Below are 16248 nucleotides of genomic sequence, written 5' to 3'. Positions count from 1 at the left end.
AGGATCCTTCCCCGGGTGGTCCGGGTGGTGCCAGCGTGGTCTGGCCGCACCCGGACCACCGAGGAGGAACCGTGCCCGACCCCGCCCTCAGTGTCGCCCTCGTCACCGGCTCCACCCGCGGGATCGGCCGCCAGGTCGCTTCCGACCTCGCGGACCGCGGGTGGACCGTCCTCGTCTCGGGCCGCAGCGCCGCGACGGCCCGCTCCGTGGCCGCCGAGCTCGCCGGCCACGGTGACGTCCGGGCCCTCGAGGTCGACCTCGACGTCACCGACGCGGCTGCGGTCGAGGCCGTCCCGCAGGCGGTCCGCGCGGGGACGGGGCGGCTCGACGTCCTCGTCAACAACGCCGCCGCCTTCGTCGACTGGACCGAGGTCGCCAGCGCGGCCGACCTCGACGCGGCCCGAGCCGTCATGGAGACCAACCTCTTCGGCCCATGGCGCCTCACTCAGGTGCTGCTCCCGCTCCTGCGCGAGAGCCCACACCCCCGGGTCGTCAACGTCTCCAGCGGCGGCGGCTCCCACGGGGACGAGCAGTTCGGCCTGACCCGCCGCGGTGGCGCCGCCGCGAGCTACGGCGTGAGCAAGGCGGCGCTCAACGCCCTGACGGCCACGCTCGCGGCCGAGCTGGCCGGCACCGGCGTGCTCGTCAACGCGGTCTGCCCGGGCCTCACCGCGACGTGGCCGGGCGCCGAGCAGATGGGTGCTCGTCCGGTGGCGGAGGGGGCGGCGTCGGTCGTCGCGGCGACGGTCCTGCCCGACGGCGGTCCCTCCGGCGCCTTCCTGCGCGACGGCCGTCCCCTGCCCTGGTGATTGCCTGGAACCCCGGATTCGTCTCGGCTGCAAGGGATCCCGCAAGGGTGTGGCCCTCCGGTCCCTGGCACGTGTCGCCCGCGTGGCGGGGGCGGATGTTTGACACTTAGGGTCACCTAAGTAAGGTGAGGCTCACCTATTCCGGCCGGTCACGTCAGGGCCTGTCGGAGCCTCCCGACCGAAGGACTCCCGTCGCCGTGTCCCCACTTCGCCCCGCCCTGCTCGCCGCCGTCGCCGCGGCCCTCGTCCTCGTCGGCTGCACCACCGGCCCCACCGGGCAGGACGCCTCGACGCCGGCCGCCACCGCGTCAGGGGGCGGGGCCGAGCCCGGGGCCTACCCCGTCACCCTGAAGGACGCGTTCGGCAGCGCGACCATCACCCGGGAGCCGAAGCGCGTCGTGACGCTCGGCTGGTCGGACGCCGACCACGTCGCCGCACTCGGTGTCGCGCCCGTCGGCGCCCCCAAGGTCACGTGGGGTGGCAACAAGAACCTGTCGACCGACTGGTTCGACGAGCAGCTCGCCACCTTCGGCGGCGCGCAGCCCACCCGTTTCGACGACGCCGACGGCAACCCCATCGAGGAGATCGCGAAGCTGCAGCCCGACCTCATCCTCGCGACGAACTCCGGCATCACGAAGGACGAGTACGACAAGCTGAGCAAGCTCGCCCCGGTCGTCGCGTACCCGAAGGTCGCGTACGGCACGTCGTGGCAGGACTCGCTCGAGACCATCGGCAAGGCCCTCGGCCGCCCGGCGCAGGCCGCGGCGGTCGAGAAGAGGACCGTCGCCGCCCTCGACGCCGCGAAGGCGAGGTACCCGCAGCTCGCGGGCAAGACCTTCATCTACGGCTACGTCGCCCCGACGGACCTGTCGCAGATCGGGTTCTACACCCCAAGCGACCTGCGGCCCCAGATGCTCACCGAGCTCGGCATGAAGAACGCGCCCATCGTCGAGGAGCGCGCCAAGGGCTCGAAGGAGTTCTACCTCACCGTGAGCGCCGAGCAGGCCTCGACGCTGGAGTCCGACGTCTTCCTCACCTACATCACCGAGGACTCCGAGGTGCCCGTCATGACGAATGACCCGCTCGTCGGCCAGGTGCCTGCCATCAGGTCCGGCGCCCTCGTCGCGACGAAGGACCAGAAGGTCGGGCTGACGATGAGCTCGCCGACGCCGCTGTCCATCCCGTACATGACCAGGCTCTTCGTGCCGCTCGTCGCGGCCGCGGCCGACAAGGCCGACAAGGCCGACAAGGCCGATCTGGCCACCCAGGCGAACAGGGCGACCACGACCGACGCGTCCTGATGGCGGCCGTCGTGTCCGTGGGCCGACGCGCTCCCGTCGCCCTCACCGTCGCGCTCCTGGCGCTGTTCGCCGCGGCCGTCGTCGCGTCGATCACGCTGGGCTCCAGGGGAGTCGGGGTCGCGGACGTGGTCCGGGTGCTCACCGGGCATGGTGACGCCGTCGCGGACCGTGGCATCGTCGAGGCGCGGCTCGCGCGCACGGCGGTCGGCTTCCTCGTCGGTGCGGCCCTCGCGGTCGCCGGCGCCGCGATGCAGGGCCTGACCCGCAACCCGCTCGCCGACCCCGGCCTGCTCGGCGTGAACGCCGGCGCGGCCCTCGCCGTGGTCGTCGCGATCGCGGTCTTCGGTGTCGGGTCGCTCACCGGCTACGTCTGGTGGGCCATGGCCGGCGCCGGGATCGCCGCGGTGCTCGTGCACGCCCTCGCCGGTCTCGCGGGAGGTGGCGTGACGCCGCTGCGGCTCACCCTCGCCGGGGCGGCCGTCACGGCGGGGCTCGCGAGCTGGTCGTCGGGACTGCTCGTCTCGAGCAGGCAGTCGTTCGACTCCTTCCGCTTCTGGCAGGTCGGCACGATCGGTGGCCGCGGGTTCGACCTCGTCGTGACGGTGCTGCCCTTCGTCGTCGTCGGCCTCGTCGTCGTCCTGCTCGTCGTGCGCCGGCTCAACGCCCTCGCCCTCGGCGACGACCTCGCACGCGGGCTCGGCGAGAACGTCGTGCTGGCCCGGGCGACCGTCGCCGTGGGCGTCGCGGTCCTCTGCGGGGCCTCCACGGCGCTCGCCGGGCCGATCGGCTTCCTCGGCCTCGTCGTGCCGCACGTCGCCCGCTTCGCCGTCGGCCCCGACCACCGGCGGATCATCCCCGTGTGCCTCGTCGCGGGCCCGACGCTCCTGCTCGTCGCCGACACGGTGGGCCGTCTGGTCGCGCAGCCGAGCGAGGTCCAGGCCGGCATCATGACGGCCGTCATCGGGGTGCCCTTCTTCGTCCTGCTCGTGCGTCGCGGACGGATGGCCAGCCTGTGACCGCCGTGGCCAGCCACCCCGACGTCGTCCGCGTGCGCCGCGCCCGGCGACGCCCCGTGCGGCGCGTCCGCCTCGTCGTCGCACTGCTTTCGACCGCGGCGCTGCTCGCGGTCCTCGTGCGCGTGCTCCTCGGCGACTACGTCGTCGCCCTCGCGGACCTCCTGCCGATCCTGCGTGGTGAGACGGTGCCCGACGCCCCCGGAGCGTCCTTCATCGTCATGGAGGCCAAGCTGCCGCGCGCCGTCATCGGGGCGCTGGCCGGGATGGCGTTCGGCGCGGCCGGCGCGATGTTCCAGACGACGCTGCGCAACCCGCTCGCGAGCCCCGACATCATCGGCATCAGCCTCGGCGCCTCGGCGGCCGCGGTCATCGCGCTCACCGTCCTCGACGCCCAGGGCATCTGGCTCCCGGCCGCTGCGCTCGCCGGGGCGCTCGCCGTCAGCCTGCTCATGTACGCGGTGGGGCGCGGCACGTCGCTCGCCGGCCAGCGCATGGTGCTCGTGGGCATCGGCATCGCCGCGCTGCTCGGCAGCGTCATCCAGCTCGTCATGACGCGCACCTCGATCCACGACGCGCAGGCCGCGCTCGTGTGGCTCACGGGCAGCCTCGCGCGGGCCACGTGGCCGGTCATCGGCCTGCTCGCGCTCTCGATGCTCGTCCTCGGCCCGCTCCTTGCCCTGTGCGCTCGGCGGATGCGTCTCGCAGAGCTCGGCGACGACCTCTCGACGACGCTCGGGGTGCCCGCCGGACGGGCCCGTCTCGGGCTCGTCGTCGCCGTGGCGCTCGCCGCCGTGGCCACGAGCGCGACGGGACCGATCGCGTTCGTCGCCTTCCTCTCCGGGCCGATCGCGCGCCGGCTCTGCGGTGGCCGCCCCTCGCTCTGGGCGGCCGCGCTCGTCGGCGCGGTCGTCGTCGTCGCGTCCGACTTCGCCGGCGACTACCTCATCCCCGACGTCAACCTGCCGGTCGGCGTCGTCACGGGCGCCCTCGGCGTCCCCCTCATGATCGCGGTCGTCATCGCCGCGGGCCGAGCCGGAAAGGCGTGACATGACCTCCACGACCCTGCGCCCCACCCCCGTCGCGGCAGGCTCCCGCCCGCCCGCGCTGCGCGCCGTGGGGCTGACGCTGTCCTACGACGGCCGCCGTGTCGTCGAGGGCCTCGACCTCGACGTGCCCGCCGGGCAGGTCACCGTGGTCGTCGGCCCCAACGGCTGCGGCAAGTCGACCGTGTTGCGCGGCCTCTCCCGCCTGCTGCGCCCGGCCGAGGGCGGGGTCCGCCTCGTCTCCGACGGCGCCGACGACGACGTCTGGGCCCTGCGCCCCAAGGAGTTCGCGCGGCGCGTCGCCCTGCTGCCACAGAGCCCGCCCCTGCCCGAGGGCATCACCGTCGTCGACCTCGTCGGCCGCGGCCGCCACCCGCACCACTCGCTGGTCCGCCGCTGGTCCGCCGCCGATGACGAAGCCGTCGCCCGGGCGATGCGCGCGACCAGCACCCTCGACCTCGCCGAGCGCCACGTGGAGGAGCTCTCGGGTGGTCAACGCCAGCGGGTCTGGATCGCCCTCACCCTCGCCCAGGAGACCGACATCGTCCTGCTCGACGAGCCCACGACCTACCTCGACCTCGCCCACCAGGTCGACGTGCTCGACCTGCTGCGAGAGCTCAACCGCACCCACGGCACGACCGTCGTCATGGTGCTGCACGACCTCAACCTCGCCGCCCGGTACGCCGACCACGTCGTCGCCCTGCGCGACGGGCGCCTCGTCGGCAGCGGCGCCCCGCGCGAGCTCGTCGACGAGTCCTTCGTCGAGCGGGTCTTCGGGCTCGCGAGCCGCGTCATCGCGGACCCCGTGACGGGTTCGCCCCTCGTCGTCCCCACCTCCACCCACCACCAGACCGGAGCCAGCGCATGACCACGACCGCCGTCAACCCCGTGCTCCTGCTCACCGCCGTGGTCCGCGGCGTCGAGCGGCTCAGCCCGTCGTTCGTGCGGATCCGGTTCGGCGGAGACGGGTTCGAGCACGTCGGGCCCGAGGGAGCGACGCTCGACCAACGCGTCAAGCTCATCATCCCGACGCCGGGGCGGGGAGTGCCGCGGCTCGACCCCTCGGGGTGGTACGCCGCGTGGCTCGCCCTGCCCGAGGACGAGCGCGGCGTCCTGCGCACGTACACGGCCCGCGCGGTCGAGGGCGAGGGCGCCGACCGCCGGCTCGTCGTCGACTTCGTGCTGCACGGCCCGGACGCCCACGGTGGCGCGGCCGCCGGCCCCGCAGGAGCGTGGGCCGATGAGGCGCGCGTCGGCGACGAGATCGGCCTGCTCGCGCCGCGCCGCCGTCACGAGCGGGACTTCGGTGGCATCGAGTTCGCACCGGGCGACGCGCGCCGGCTCGTCCTCGTCGCCGACGAGACCGCCGTGCCCGCGCTCGCCTCGATCGCCGACGCACTGCCCGCGGACGCCGAGGGTGTCGCGGTGCTCGAGGTGCCCGACGCCGCCGACTTCCTCGACGTCCGGTTCCCGCCCGGCATCGAGGCGCACTGGATCGCGCGGGGCCACCGCGCCCGGGGGTCGCAGACGCTCGCGACGCTGCGGGCCTGCCTCCGACTCGGGGCCGACGCGTCCGACGCCGGCCGGTCGCCGTCACCCGGGCGCGCGGCCGACCTCGACGACGTGTGGGAGACCGCGCTCTTCAGCTCCTCCGGCGACGACGTCGCGGACGCCCCCGAACGGGCCGCGCACCTGGGACCCGAGGACACCTACGCCTGGGTGGCCGGCGACTCGGACACCGTCAAGGCCTGCCGGCGACTCCTCGTGGGCGAGGCGGGGCTGCCGCGTCACCAGGTGGCCTTCATGGGGTACTGGAAGCAGGGACGCGCGCAGTAGTCACCGCTGCCCTCCTGCGTCGGACGCCGACGTCAGGGGGGCGACCGTCAGGGGAGCGGTGGTTGCGCGGCACCTCGCCGGGCACCACGATGGGCCCGGGGTGGCCGGCGTCGTCCGCCCGAGCCACAGCGGTGGCGGCGCGGCCGACGGCCGCGTCCACGACGACGGAAGAAGACCCATGGAGATCTGGCCCGGCAAGCCCTACCCCCTCGGGGGCACCTACGACGGGGCGGGCGTCAACTTCGCGGTGTTCTCCGAGGTCGCCGAGCGCGTCGAGCTGTGCCTCATCGCCGACGACCTCACCGAGACGCGCCTCGACCTGCCGGAGGTCGACGGGTTCGTGTGGCACGGCTACGTGCCCTACCTCCAGCCCGGTCAGCGCTACGGCTTCCGCGTGCACGGCCCCTACGAGCCCGAGCACGGACACCGGTGCAACCCGAGCAAGCTGCTGCTCGACCCGTACGCCAAGGCGATCGAGGGGCAGGCCGAGAACGACCAGTCCCTCTACTCCTACACCTTCGGTGACCCCGACGCCGCGACGACGACGAAGGTCAACACCGACGACAGCATCGCCCACACGATGCACTCCGTCGTCGTCAACCCGTTCTTCGACTGGGGCGACGACCGCCCGCCGCGGCACGAGTACCACGAGACCGTCATCTACGAGGCCCACGTCAAGGGCCTGACGATGCTGCACCCCGACGTGCCCGAGGAGATCCGTGGCACCTACGCGGCCATCGCCCACCCGGCCACGATCAAGCACCTGACCGACCTCGGCGTCACCGCCGTCGAGCTGATGCCGGTGCACCAGTTCGTCCAGGACGCCCCGCTCGTCGACCGTGGCCTGTCGAACTACTGGGGCTACAACACCATCGGCTTCCTCGCACCGCACAATGCGTACGCCGCCGGCGGCCAGCGCGGCCAGCAGGTGCTCGAGTTCAAGGCGATGGTCAAGGCCCTGCACGAGGCCGACATCGAGGTCATCCTCGACGTCGTCTACAACCACACGGCCGAGGGCAACCACATGGGCCCGACGCTCGCCTTCCGCGGCCTCGACAACAACAGCTACTACCGGCTCGTCAGCGACGACCTGTCGCACTACTACGACACGACCGGCACCGGCAACAGCCTCCTCATGCGCAGCCCCCACGTGCTGCAGCTCATCATGGACTCGCTGCGCTACTGGGTCACCGAGATGCACGTCGACGGCTTCCGCTTCGACCTCGCGGCGACGCTGGCGCGCCAGTTCCACGAGGTCGACAAGCTGTCGGCGTTCTTCGACCTCATCCAGCAGGACCCGGTCGTCAGCCAGGTCAAGCTCATCGCCGAGCCGTGGGACGTCGGCGAGGGCGGCTACCAGGTCGGCGGCTTCCCGCCCCTGTGGACCGAGTGGAACGGCCAGTACCGCGACACCGTCCGCGACTTCTGGCGCGGCGAGGGCGGCGCGCTCGGCGAGTTCGCCTCTCGTTTCACCGGATCCAGCGACCTCTACGAGCACTCGGGCCGCAAGCCGATCGCCTCCATCAACTTCGTCACGGCCCACGACGGCTTCACGCTGCGCGACCTCGTGTCGTACAACGACAAGCACAACGAGGCCAACGGCGAGGGCAACAACGACGGCGAGAGCCACAACCGCTCGTGGAACTGCGGCGTCGAGGGTCCGTCCGACGACCCCGCCGTCCGCGACCTGCGGATGCGCCAGCAGCGCAACTTCCTCACCACGCTCCTGCTGAGCCAGGGCGTGCCGATGCTGCTGCACGGCGACGAGCTCGGCCGCAGCCAGGGCGGCAACAACAACGGCTACTGCCAGGACAACGACATCTCGTGGATCCACTGGTCCCTCGACGAGGACGACCAGCAGCTGCTCGCCTTCACCCAGTCGCTGGTCCGCCTGCGGCGCGAGCACCCGGTGTTCCGCCGGCGGCGCTTCTTCGCCGGCAGCGCCGACCACGGTGGCGAGAGCGACCTCGGCGACATCGCCTGGCTCATGCCGAACGCCGAGCACATGGACGAGCAGGCCTGGAGCAACGGGCTGGCCAAGTCGCTCATGGTGTTCCTCAACGGCTCGGCCATCCCCGAGCCCGACCCGCGCGGCCAGCAGATCCTCGGCGACTCCTTCCTCGTCCTCTTCAACGCGCACTACGAGGGGCTCTCGTTCACGCTGCCCGACGCCGAGTACGGCGCCGAGTGGCTGCCGGTCATCGACACGGCACGCGAGGAGGTCGAGGAGTCGCCGCTCGACCCGACGTGGCAGGTCCAGGTCGAGGCCCACAGCATCGTCGTGCTCCGGTGCCCGCGGGTGCCGGCCTCGCCGCCCGTCGCGGGCGTCTCGGAGGGGGCCACCGCGTGAGCGCCGCCGAGCGCTCGCGCGCGGTCCCGGTCTCGACGCACCGGCTCCAGCTCGAGCCGGGCTTCACCCTCGACGACGCGACGGCGCAGGTCGGGCACCTCGCGACGCTCGGGGTCACCCACCTCTACCTGTCACCGGTGCTGCAGGCGACGTCGGGCTCGATGCACGGCTACGACGTCATCGACCACTCGCGCGTCGCCGAGGGGCTGGGCGGCGACGACGCGTTCGAGCGCCTCTGTGCCGCAGCGCGTTCCGCGGGCCTGGGTGTCGTCGTCGACGTCGTGCCGAACCACATGACGACACCGACGCCGCTCTCGCTCAACCGGCCGCTCTGGTCGGTCCTGCGCGAGGGCCGGGCGTCGGCCTTCGCGCGATGGTTCGACGTCGACTGGGACGCCCAGGACGGCCGGATCCTGCTGCCGGTGCTCGGGGCCCCGGTCGAGGACGTCCTCGCCGCGGGCGAGCTCGGCGTCGGCGAGCACGAGGGCGAGCCCGTCGTGCGGTACTACGACCACGTCTTCCCGCTCGCGCCGGGCACCGACCCTGCGGCACCCCTCGCCGAGGTCCTCGAGGCCCAGCACTACCGCCTGGCCTTCTGGCAGGTGGGCGACTCCGAGCTGAACTACCGGCGCTTCTTCGACGTCACCTCGCTCATCGCCGTGCGCGTCGAGGACCCCGACGTCTTCGACGCCACGCACGAGCGGCTCCTCGCGGCCGTGCGGTCCGGTGCCGTGGACGGCCTGCGCATCGACCACCCGGACGGCCTCGCCGACCCCGAGGGCTACCTCGACCGGCTCGCCGACGCCACGGGCGACGCGTGGGTCGTCGTCGAGAAGATCCTCGAGGGCGACGAGCAGCTGCCGGCCTCGTGGCGCACCGCGGGCACGACCGGCTACGACGCCCTGCTGCGCGTCGGCGGGCTCTTCGTCGACCCCTCGGGCGAGGGGCCGCTGACCGGGCTGTCGGCCGAGCTGCTCGGCGAGGCGCAGGACCTCGGCGCGATCGTCGCGGAGTCCAAGCGCTGGGTCGTCGAGGTGATGCTCGTCGCGGAGGTCTCGCGGTTGATACGCCTCGTCGCCCGGGCCCGGCCCGACCTCGACGCCACCGAGGCCCGACGCGTCCTCGAGACGATGCTCGTCGGGATGGACCGCTACCGGGTGTACCGGCGACCGGGCACCGAGCCCGAGGCGCGCGACGCCGCCGAGCTCGAGGCCGCCGTGGCCCGCGGGCGGGGGTCCCTGACGGGCCCCGACCTCGACGCGTCGACGGTCGCGGGTCTGCTCGACCTCGCGCTCGGGCAGGGGGAGCGGGCCGACGTGGAGGCCGCCGACGAGTTCCTCGTGCGGTTCCAGCAGACGTGCGGTCCGGTCATGGCCAAGGCCATCGAGGACACCGCCTACTACCGCTTCGTGCGGCTGGTCGGGCTCAACGAGGTGGGAGGCGACCCGGAGCGGTTCGGCGTTCCGACCGCCGAGTTCCACCGGTTCGCAACGGGACTCGCCCAGCACTGGCCTGCGGCGATGACCACCCTGTCGACCCACGACACGAAGCGGGCCGAGGACGTCCGGGCGCGGCTCGCCGTGCTGTCGGAGCGACCGGAGGCCTGGGGCGACTGGGTGCGCACGGCTCGGGGGCTCGCCGACGGCGTCCGTGCCGGCGAGCTCGACGCCCTGACCGAGTACTTCCTCTGGCAGACCGTCGTGGGGGCGTGGCCGATCAGCGGTGAACGTCTCAACGCGTACGCGCTCAAGGCGATCCGCGAGTCGAAGCTCTTCACGCGGTGGACGTCGCCGGATGAGGCGTACGAGGCGGCCGTCGAGCAGTTCGTGTCGGGGGTGGTCGCGTCCGACGCCGTCCGTGAGCACGTCGAGGCGTGGCTCGCCGACACGTCCGCCGAGACCCGGGCGAACACGCTGGGGCAGAAGCTCGTCCAGCTGACGATGCCCGGAGTGCCCGACGTCTACCAGGGCACCGACCTCGTCGACCTCTCGCTCGTCGACCCCGACAACCGACGCCTCGTCGACTACGGCGACCGGGCCCAGCGCCTGGCGCGCCTCGACGGGGGAGCGGCGCCGGCCGACCTGTCCGACGAGAAGCTGCTCGTCACGGCCGCCGCGCTGCGCGCGCGTCGTGACCGGGCCGAGTCGTTCGTCGGCCCCACGGCGACGTACGCGCCGCTGCAGGCGTCGTCGGAGCACGTCGTCGGCTTCGCCCGGGGCGCCGCCGGCGGCGCGTCGGTCGTGACTATCGTGACCCGGCTCGCCGGTCGGCTCGCCGACGCAGGCGGCTGGGGCGAGGCGACCGTCGAGCTGCCCGAGGGGCGTTGGCGCGACGCGCTGTCCGGGCGGGCGACCGACGGCGGGCGGGTACGGGCTGCCCAGGTGCTCCCCGACGGGGGCCTGCCCGTAGCCCTGCTCGTCCGTGAGGCCTGACATGACACACCCGGCACACCCGCAGATCCGCGTCTGGGCACCCGACGCGTCGACCGTCGACGTCGTGGTCGGTCCGGCCTCCGACGGCGCGGACGCCCCCACCGACCGTGCCCCGATGACCCGCGGCGAGGGCGGTTGGTGGTCGTGGGAACCCGCCGGAGCGCTGGCCGAGGCGCCGGCGCTCGACTACGCCTTCAGCCTCGACGGCGGCGACCCCCGCCCCGATCCGCGCAGCGCCTGGCAGCCGCACGGGGTGCACGGGCCCAGCCGCACCTTCGACGCGTCGGTGCACCCGTGGGGCGACGCCGGCTGGGTCGGCCCACGCGAGGGCCGGGGGGTCGCCGGCGGCGTCGTCTACGAGCTGCACGTCGGCACCTTCACGCCTGAGGGCACCCTCGACGCCGCCACCGGGCACCTCGACCACCTCGTCGAGCTCGGCGTCGACGTCGTCGAGGTCATGCCGGTCGCCGCGTTCGGCGGCACCCACGGGTGGGGCTACGACGGCGTGCAGCCGTACGCCGTCCAGGACGCCTACGGCGGACCGGCCGCGTTCCAGCGCTTCGTCGACGGCTGCCACGCGCGCGGCCTCGGGGTCTGCCTCGACGTCGTGCACAACCACCTGGGGCCCACCGGCAACTACCTGGCCGAGTTCGGTCCGTACTTCACGGACGCCCACACGACGCCCTGGGGCCCGGCGGTCAACCTCGACGGCGAGGGCTCGTCCGAGGTGCGGCGGTGGGTGGTCGACAACGCGCTGCGCTGGTTCCGCGACTTCCACGTCGACGCGCTGCGCCTCGACGCGGTGCACGAGCTGCGCGACTCCTCCGACCGCCATGTGCTTGCGCAGCTGTCCGACGAGACCGCCTCTTTCGCAGAGCAGCTCGGCCGCAGCCTCGACCTCGTGGCCGAGAGCGACCTCAACGACGCCGTCATGGTCACGCCGACCTCCGAGGGCGGCCGAGGCATGACGGCACAGTGGGACGACGACGTGCACCACGCGCTCCACGTCACGCTGACCGGCGAGACCCAGGGGTACTACGCGGACTTCGCCGGTGGCACCGAGGCGTGGCCGGGCGGGGGGCGCCTCTCCGTGCTCGCCAAGGTGCTGACGCAGGCCTTCCTGCACGACGGGCGCGTGTCCACCTTCCGTGGTGCGGCCTGGGGCCGTCCGGTCGACCCGGCCACCACCTCGGGCCACCGCTTCGTCGCCTACCTGCAGACCCACGACCAGGTCGGCAACCGCGCGGTCGGCGACCGCATCGGCGCCACCGTGACCCCCGGGCAGCAGGCCATCGGCGCGGCCCTCTACCTGCTCTCACCGTTCACGGCGATGCTCTTCATGGGGGAGGAGTGGCGTGCCAGCACGCCGTTCGCGTTCTTCACCTCCTTCGAGGAGGAGTGGCTGGCCGACGCGGTGCGCACGGGTCGTCGCGGCGAGTTCGCGGCGCACGGCTGGGACGAGGCCGACGTGCCCGACCCGCAGGACCCCGCCACCCGCGACGCGAGCGTGCTGCGGTGGGCGGAGGTCGACGAACCGGGCCACGTCGAGACCCTCGCCTTCTACCGGCGGCTCGTCGAGGTGCGCCGCACCGAACCCGACGTCGCCTCGGGCGACCTGCGCGCCACGAGCACCCGGTTCGACGAGGACGCCGCGTGGTTCGTCCTGGCGCGCGGGGCCCTGCGCGTCGTCGCCAACCTCTCCGAGCAGCCCCAGGTGGTGCCGCTGAGCGAGGACGTCGACGAGGTCGTCGCCTCGTGGGGGCGACACCCGGAGAAGGTCAGCGGCGGCCTGCGCCTCGAGGGGCACGACGTCGCCGTGGTCAGGGTGCGGTGAGAGTCGAGCGGGCTGCCCGCCACCGGGTCTAGGTTGGTGCGAGGCGGCTCGGAGAGCCCGGGGTGCCCTGAGCGAATCGAGAAGCCATGGCCAACCACGTGTACTCGATCTCCGAGGTCGTCGGATCCTCTCCCGAGGGCATCGAGGCGGCGGTCGGCAACGCCGTCGCCAAGGCCAGCACGACGGTGCGCAACCTCGACTGGTTCGAGGTGACCGACATCCGCGGCCAGCTCGCCGAGAGCGCCGTCGCGCACTGGCAGGTCACGGTCAAGCTGGGCTTCCGGCTCGAGGACTGACCCGCGACGGCACCGGGCAGGGTGGGCCTCAGCCCTCCTTGAGGCGGACCATGCCCTCCTGGGCCGTCGTCGCGACGAGGGCGCCGTCCTGGGCGTAGATCTGCCCGATCGACAGGCCACGCCCACTGATCGCCGAGGGGGAGGCCTGGGCGTACAGCAGCCAGTCGTCGGCACGGGCGTCGCGGTGGAACCACATCGAGTGGTCGAGGCTCGCGACGCGCAGCCGGCGGTCGGTCCACACGAGACCGTGGCGCCGCAGTACCGGCTCGAGCAGCGAGTAGTCGCTCGAGTAGGCGAGGACCGCGGCGTGCAGGAGCGGGTCGTCGGGCAGTCGGCCGATCGCGCGCATCCACACGTGGTTCGTCGCGACCTGCTCGGGGCCGGCGTCGAGGAACATGTTGCTCTCGACGGGCCGCAGCTCGATGGGTCGTGCCTCGGCGAGGTGCCGGGCGCCGGGGTGGTCGATGCCGCGGAAGGCCTCGGCGAGCGAGGCGAGCCCCTCGGGCCCGGCCACCTCGGGCATCGGGTCCTGGTGGTCGAGGCCGCCCGCGCGCTCCTGGAAGGAGCACGTCATCGACATGATCGGGGCGCCCTTCTGGACCGCGTGCACCCGACGCGTCGAGAACGACCGGCCGTCGCGCATCTCCTCGACGGCGAACCGGATCGGCAGGGTGTCATCGCCCGGGCGCATGAAGTAGCCGTGCAGCGAGTGGATCGGCCGTGGGCCGTCGCCGTCGACCTCGCGGACCGTCGTGCCGGCCGCCATGACGCACTGGGCCAGCACTTGCCCGCCGAAGACGCGTCCGTGCGGCATCTTCTGGCTGCGGCCCTCGAACACGCGGGCGGACGTCGCGCCGATCGACTCCGCGGCGTCGCGCCCGGCGACGTCGGTCACGGCGATGTGGGCGGTGCCGACGTCCTTGAGCGTCAGGACGTCGATGAGGTCCTCGATTGGGGGCAGCACGGTGATCTCGTCGGTCACGAGCCGACCCTACCGACCCGCGGCGGACGTCGTCGCCGCCCTGGGGTCGAGGTCACGCCCCACCCCACAAAGCGGCTCACGCCTCGAGGGCGAGCGCGAGGGGCAGCACCTCCGGGGCCCCGGCCTCGCGGAGCAGGCCGGAGCACACGGTGAGGGTCCAGCGGGAGTCGGCGACGTCGTCGACGAGCAGCACCGGTCCGGGCACGCCGTCGAGCCGTCCCGCGAGCTCGGGACCGACGACGAGCCGGCCCCACACGTTGGCGAGGCGGAAGGCGCTGTTGCCGCCCGGGTCGCCGACGGGGCCGCCCTCGGCGAGGTCGAGAGAGCCGAGGTAGGGCAAGCGACCGAGCTCGCCGATGCCCGAGGCGAGCGACTCGACGAGCCGGGGCCGGCGCCGCGAGGGGACTGACACGACGGCGACCGGGCGCCGGCTCCAGCCCCAGCTCGCGAGGACGTCGACGCAGGCGCGCAGGACCTCGGGCGGCAGCTCGCGGTCCTCGCCACGGAGCAGCTCGCGCAGCCGCTGGCCCCAGCCGAGGTCGCTGAGCCGGGCCACGGCGCGGCCCTCGGCCATCGCGACGTCGGCCGCGATCCGCCCGCGCAGCGGCACGCCGAGGCGGTCCATGCCCGAGGGCCACTGGGCGCGCGGCTCGAGGGCGACGCCGGGACGGTCGAGCCGCGAGCGCGCGGTGTTGACGGCCGCGTCGGGGATCGTGGCGTCGAACCACGGCCCGACGCACCCGTCGCACCGGCCGCACGGCTCGGCGGTGTCGTCGTCGAGGCAGGTCTGCAGGAACGCCATGCGGCAGCCGTCGGTGCGCTCGTAGTCGACCATGAGCTGCTGCTCGCGCTCGCGGGCCTCGGTGACGCGGCCGTACCGCTCCTCGTCGTAGGCCCACGGCTCGCCGGTGGCGGTCCAGCCGCCGGGGACGCGCTGCACGGCGCCGTCGACGTCGAGCACCTTGAGGAGCAGCTCGAGCCGGGTGCGGCGCACGTCGACGATCGCCTCGAGGGCCACGGTGGACAGCGGCTTGGCCGACTCGGACAGCGCCCGCAGCACGGCGTCGGCCTGGTCCTGCCGGGGCATCGACGCCGAGGCGAAGTAGCGCCAGATGTCCTTGTCCTCGGGGCCGGGCATGAGCAGGACGTCGGCCCGCTCGGTGGCCCGGCCCGCGCGACCGACCTGCTGGTAGTAGGCCACGGGGGACGACGGCGCACCGAGGTGCAGGACGAAGCCGAGGTCGGGCTTGTCGAACCCCATCCCCAGGGCCGAGGTGGCCACGAGGGCCTTGACCGAGTTGTCGCGCAGCGCCTCCTCGAGCCGGATGCGTTCGGCCGGCTCGGTGCGTCCGGTGTAGGCGGCGACCTCGTGCCCGGCCTCGCGCAGCGCGGCGGCGACGTCCTCGGCCGCGGCGACGGTGAGCGCGTAGACGATGCCGGAGCCGGGCAGCTCGCCGAGGTGGGCGATGAGCCAGGCGAGGCGCTGCTCGGGCGCGGCGAGCGGCAGGACACCGAGGCGCAACGAGGCCCGGGCGAGCGGTCCGCGCAGGGTCAGCACGTCGCGGCCACCGGCACCGAGCTGCTCGACGACGTCGGTGACGACGCGGGCGTTGGCCGTGGCGGTCGTGGCGAGCACCGGGGTGCGCTCGGGCAGGGACGTGAGCAGGTCGCGGATGCGGCGGTAGTCGGGCCGGAAGTCGTGGCCCCAGTCGCTGACGCAGTGCGCCTCGTCGACGACGAGCAGGCCGCACGTGCTCGCCAGGTGCGGCAGCTGCTCGTCGCGGAAGCGCGGGTTGTTGAGCCGCTCGGGGCTGACGAGGAGCACGTCGACCTCGCCGCGCGCCAGCGCCCCCGAGACCTCGCCCCACTCGTCGGCGTTGGTCGAGTTGAGCGTGACGGCCCGGATGCCGGCCCGCTGGGCGGCGCCGATCTGGTCGCGCATCAGCGCCAGCAGCGGGCTGACGATGACGGTCGGGCCGGCGCCCTCGGCGCGGCGCAGGGCCGTGGCGACGAAGTAGACCGCCGACTTGCCCCACCCGGTGCGCTGGACGACGAGCACGCGCCGGCGCCCCTCGACGAGCTCGGCGATGGCCTCGAGCTGGCCGTCGCGGAAGTCGGCGTCGGCCCGGCCGACGAGCCGGCGCAGCGCCTCGGTGGCCCGCTCCCGCAGCCCGTCGCCCACGGGCGCGTCGGCCACCGGCGCATCGGGGGTGCCGGTGGGCTGGGTGGCGGGCTCGGCGGCGGGGGTCGCTGACATGCTCGGCATGGTCCCCAACCTACGTGCCGGCGCTGACGCGACCACCACGCCCCGGTGCGCCCTGTGGACGGGTGGGCACCCCGGCCGGGGAT

12 protein-coding genes are annotated in these 16248 nt (G+C 73.7%); 10 read left to right on the top strand and 2 right to left on the bottom strand.

Annotation, left to right across the window (positions count from 1 at the left end):
- The first annotated feature begins 71 nt into the window (after positions 1 to 71).
- The 10 genes from BIV28_RS02900 to BIV28_RS02855 all read left to right on the top strand — a co-directional run bounded on the left by BIV28_RS02900 (position 72) and on the right by BIV28_RS02855 (position 12917).
- Positions 72 to 809: an SDR family NAD(P)-dependent oxidoreductase gene (locus tag BIV28_RS02900; RefSeq protein WP_076259118.1), complete on the top strand. Its 738-nt coding sequence runs from the start codon at positions 72 to 74 to the stop codon at positions 807 to 809.
- A 197-nt stretch (positions 810 to 1006) separates the two neighbouring features.
- Entirely contained in the window at positions 1007 to 2110 is a 1104-nt protein-coding gene (locus BIV28_RS02895) for an iron-siderophore ABC transporter substrate-binding protein (RefSeq protein ID WP_242652736.1), read from the top strand.
- Positions 2110 to 3126, top strand: a complete 1017-nt coding sequence (locus tag BIV28_RS02890) for a FecCD family ABC transporter permease (RefSeq protein WP_076259116.1) — start codon at positions 2110 to 2112, stop codon at positions 3124 to 3126. Before BIV28_RS02895 ends, BIV28_RS02890 begins: the two co-directional genes overlap by 1 nt.
- A 5-nt stretch (positions 3127 to 3131) precedes the next feature.
- A complete protein-coding gene (locus BIV28_RS02885; protein ID WP_076259443.1) occupies positions 3132 to 4172 on the top strand; it encodes a FecCD family ABC transporter permease in 1041 nt (346 codons plus the stop codon).
- A 1-nt stretch (position 4173) separates the two neighbouring features.
- A complete protein-coding gene (locus tag BIV28_RS02880) occupies positions 4174 to 5037 on the top strand; it encodes an ABC transporter ATP-binding protein (RefSeq protein WP_076259114.1) in 864 nt (287 codons plus the stop codon).
- The gene (locus BIV28_RS02875; RefSeq protein WP_076259113.1) at positions 5034 to 6005 is read left to right on the top strand and encodes a siderophore-interacting protein; all 972 of its coding nucleotides are present in this window, start codon (positions 5034 to 5036) and stop codon (positions 6003 to 6005) included. Before BIV28_RS02880 ends, BIV28_RS02875 begins: the two co-directional genes overlap by 4 nt.
- A 178-nt stretch (positions 6006 to 6183) precedes the next feature.
- Positions 6184 to 8355: a glycogen debranching protein GlgX gene (gene glgX / locus BIV28_RS02870; RefSeq protein WP_076259111.1), complete on the top strand. Its 2172-nt coding sequence runs from the start codon at positions 6184 to 6186 to the stop codon at positions 8353 to 8355.
- Positions 8352 to 10787: a malto-oligosyltrehalose synthase gene (gene treY / locus BIV28_RS02865; protein ID WP_076259441.1), complete on the top strand. Its 2436-nt coding sequence runs from the start codon at positions 8352 to 8354 to the stop codon at positions 10785 to 10787. Before glgX ends, treY begins: the two co-directional genes overlap by 4 nt.
- Position 10788: 1 nt before the next feature.
- Complete coding sequence (treZ, locus tag BIV28_RS02860; protein WP_076259110.1) at positions 10789 to 12621, top strand: malto-oligosyltrehalose trehalohydrolase; 1833 nt, start codon at positions 10789 to 10791, stop codon at positions 12619 to 12621.
- A gap of 86 nt (positions 12622 to 12707) precedes the next feature.
- Positions 12708 to 12917: a dodecin gene (locus BIV28_RS02855; protein ID WP_076259108.1), complete on the top strand. Its 210-nt coding sequence runs from the start codon at positions 12708 to 12710 to the stop codon at positions 12915 to 12917.
- A gap of 28 nt (positions 12918 to 12945) precedes the next feature.
- On the opposite strand, the gene BIV28_RS02850 is transcribed toward BIV28_RS02855, so the two are convergent.
- Both BIV28_RS02850 and BIV28_RS02845 read right to left on the bottom strand, forming a co-directional pair.
- A complete protein-coding gene (locus BIV28_RS02850; RefSeq protein WP_076259107.1) occupies positions 12946 to 13899 on the bottom strand; it encodes an acyl-CoA thioesterase in 954 nt (317 codons plus the stop codon).
- A 76-nt stretch (positions 13900 to 13975) separates the two neighbouring features.
- Complete coding sequence (locus tag BIV28_RS02845; RefSeq protein WP_207555721.1) at positions 13976 to 16156, bottom strand: RecQ family ATP-dependent DNA helicase; 2181 nt, start codon at positions 16154 to 16156, stop codon at positions 13976 to 13978.
- Between the last annotated feature and the right edge of the window lie 92 nt (positions 16157 to 16248).

Source organism: Intrasporangium flavum (assembly GCF_001956915.1).
In the GTDB taxonomy this organism is placed as follows: Bacteria; Actinomycetota; Actinomycetes; order Actinomycetales; family Dermatophilaceae; genus Monashia; species Monashia flava.
This window is presented reverse-complemented; position numbering and strand designations above follow the sequence as displayed.

What these genes read in the sequence shown, in the direction of transcription:
- BIV28_RS02875 (WP_076259113.1), top strand. Translation starts at nt 5,034, where the DNA reads ATGACCACGACCGCCGTCAACCCCGTGCTCCTGCTCACCGCCGTGGTC.
- treZ (WP_076259110.1), top strand. Translation starts at nt 10,789, where the DNA reads ATGACACACCCGGCACACCCGCAGATCCGCGTCTGGGCACCCGACGCG.
- glgX (WP_076259111.1), top strand. Translation starts at nt 6,184, where the DNA reads ATGGAGATCTGGCCCGGCAAGCCCTACCCCCTCGGGGGCACCTACGAC.
- BIV28_RS02845 (WP_207555721.1), bottom strand. Translation starts at nt 16,156, where the DNA reads ATGTCAGCGACCCCCGCCGCCGAGCCCGCCACCCAGCCCACCGGCACC.
- BIV28_RS02880 (WP_076259114.1), top strand. Translation starts at nt 4,174, where the DNA reads ATGACCTCCACGACCCTGCGCCCCACCCCCGTCGCGGCAGGCTCCCGC.
- BIV28_RS02890 (WP_076259116.1), top strand. Translation starts at nt 2,110, where the DNA reads ATGGCGGCCGTCGTGTCCGTGGGCCGACGCGCTCCCGTCGCCCTCACC.
- BIV28_RS02855 (WP_076259108.1), top strand. Translation starts at nt 12,708, where the DNA reads ATGGCCAACCACGTGTACTCGATCTCCGAGGTCGTCGGATCCTCTCCC.